This is a genomic window from Peribacillus sp. NPDC096448 (assembly GCF_044762675.1).
GTDB classification, from domain to species: domain Bacteria; phylum Bacillota; class Bacilli; order Bacillales; family DSM-1321; genus Peribacillus; species Peribacillus frigoritolerans_B.
Genome location: NZ_JBIWEU010000054.1, coordinates 1 through 2,120, shown reverse-complemented (window position 1 = coordinate 2,120; position 2,120 = coordinate 1). Strand labels below are relative to the sequence as shown.

At 31.9% G+C, this 2,120-nt stretch carries 4 protein-coding genes; all 4 read left to right on the top strand.

The features are described from left to right. Positions 1–196: 196 nt before the first annotated feature. Entirely contained in the window at positions 197–484 is a 288-nt protein-coding gene (locus tag ACIQ0C_RS27105) for a hypothetical protein (RefSeq protein WP_403065976.1), read from the top strand. A gap of 192 nt (positions 485–676) precedes the next feature. Then, a complete protein-coding gene (locus tag ACIQ0C_RS27100) occupies positions 677–1,027 on the top strand; it encodes a PadR family transcriptional regulator (RefSeq protein WP_328177584.1) in 351 nt (116 codons plus the stop codon). After that, positions 1,014–1,790 (top strand): permease prefix domain 1-containing protein, encoded by a 777-nt coding sequence (locus ACIQ0C_RS27095; RefSeq protein WP_403065972.1) that lies wholly within the window; start codon positions 1,014–1,016, stop codon positions 1,788–1,790. Before ACIQ0C_RS27100 ends, ACIQ0C_RS27095 begins: the two co-directional genes overlap by 14 nt. Before the next feature lie 163 nt (positions 1,791–1,953). After that, a partial coding sequence (locus tag ACIQ0C_RS27090) for a DUF5316 family protein (RefSeq protein ID WP_403065979.1) occupies positions 1,954–2,120 on the top strand: 167 nt, incomplete at its 3' end.

Sequence of the window (2,120 nt, the reverse complement as noted above, 5' to 3'; positions counted from 1 at the left end):
TGCCGAGCTTACATAGATAAGGGTTAATCATATGACTATGAAATCCTAAGAATTCTAGAGCAATCGTGAGATTGTGTTTAATTTATTGAGGGAGGTTAGTTGCATAAGGAAATGTAATTTTATGTTAAAATAAGTAAGGAGATTATGAAGGAGACGATCATAAGATAAAACTCACAAATGTTGGGAGGGTTAGCCTTTGTTTACTTCTGTTCTATTTATCTATTTTCCTATTGCTATTTCATTACTAAGTATTTGGGGTTTGTTTTGGGTAATCAAGAACAAGAGAAACATATATATTTCTCCATTGGTACTTGTTAATTTAGGTATCATAACGCATTTTGTTGGTTTGAAGTTAATTGGGGGATTTGCAGGAATGGGAGTAAGTATGGTAGGTGCAATTATACTTGGAATAAGCCTAATAATCCTAGTTTTAATATTAATAACAGATTCAAATAAGAAAAGAAAATTGAAAAGAACCATTTGAATGATTAATGATGTTCTTCTTAAACTAATGGCTGCATTAGCTGAAGATCAGAGCTGTCTTTAAGGCAGCTCTTTCTTTATGGAACTATCGGGGCAGGATAGTTCATTAAGAACTACCTGTTTTTTTCTGATGTATACCTTGCATTATTAAGTAATATAAAATAAAATATATGGATACCAGGAGGTGGAAAATTTGGAAATTAATAAAGAGGTGTTAAAAGGACATATAGACACACTTATCCTTTCGCTTTTACTTAACAGAGATATGTATGGCTATGAAATTGCTAAGTTCGTTCGAGAAAAGAGTGAAAATCAATTTGAACTTAAAGAAGGCACGCTTTACTTGTCATTAAAGCGTTTAGAAAAAAATAAATGGATTTCTTCTTACTGGGGGGATGAGCAAGGACCAGGAGGTAGAAGAAAATATTACAAACTGACATCAATGGGTGAAGAAGGATTTGAAGAAAAGCGTTCGGAATGGAAATTTGTAAAAAAATTAATCGATACATTTTTGGAAGGGGGAGAAAAAATTGAAACAAATTGAGGTATTTGTGGATTCAGTTTATTTGAATGCTACTGGGAATCGAAAAGAAATAAAAGAATTGAAAGCAGAAATGAAAAATCATTTGTTAGAAGCTGTATATGAATTGAAGTCAGAAGGTAAGTCAGAACAAGAGGCCATTGAAATTGCTATCGAACGATTTGGAGGAGAAAATGAGATTCGTTCTGTTGTCAGTCAATTGTTTCAGGCACAAAAAACATTTGCTAAAAGGGTGCTTTATATAGCTTTTACATTCTTATTGCTTGGAATAATAGGTTTCCTATCGTTAGGTTTATTTGAATATCAGCACTATAAAAACGTTGAAAACATAGGTAATGAAATACTTAGTAGTTTAGGTACTCAAACAACTATATCTAATGATGCAAAAGAAATTATGACTGCAAGTGTAGAGGATAATAAGTTTATTTATGGAGTAAAAGTAACTTCTAATATTTCCAATTCAGATTTTGAATTTTTTGAAGAAACGAATCCAATATTGAATCATTTCAATACTGGATTTAATAATAAAGAATCAGATTGGTCTGTTGAAATTGAAATTTCAAACTTCGATCGCTTAACTTATGGTTTATTGTCCATTGGTCTGGTGGTTTATTGGGTGTTATTTACCATTTGGGCAACCATTAATGCTTATCATCATAGAAGATTAAACATTGGTTGGATAATTGTATTTGCTATATTTAATGTATTAGGGTATTTGGTTTATTATTTGATTGGGAAAAAGGATCATTCGAATACAATTAGTTGAAGTTCTTACTAACGGGTGCTTTAGCTGAAGATCGGAGCTGTCTTTAAAACAGCTCTTTTCTTATGGCACTAACGGGGCAGGATAGTTCTATAAGAAACCCAATGAATTCCATGGTATAATATGTAATGAAAATATATGAAATCCTAACAAGGGGGAGTTATTAATGTTTCAGTTTTTTCTTATTGTTGGGATAGTAAGTATTGTTATTTCAGGTGTTTTTATCGGAGCATGGACCGGTGGACAACAACAAAGAGCAAATTTTCATTCAGAAACAACAAAAAATCGAAGCTTTAGAACGAAAATAGCATTAATCTCAGGTCTCATAGCTGT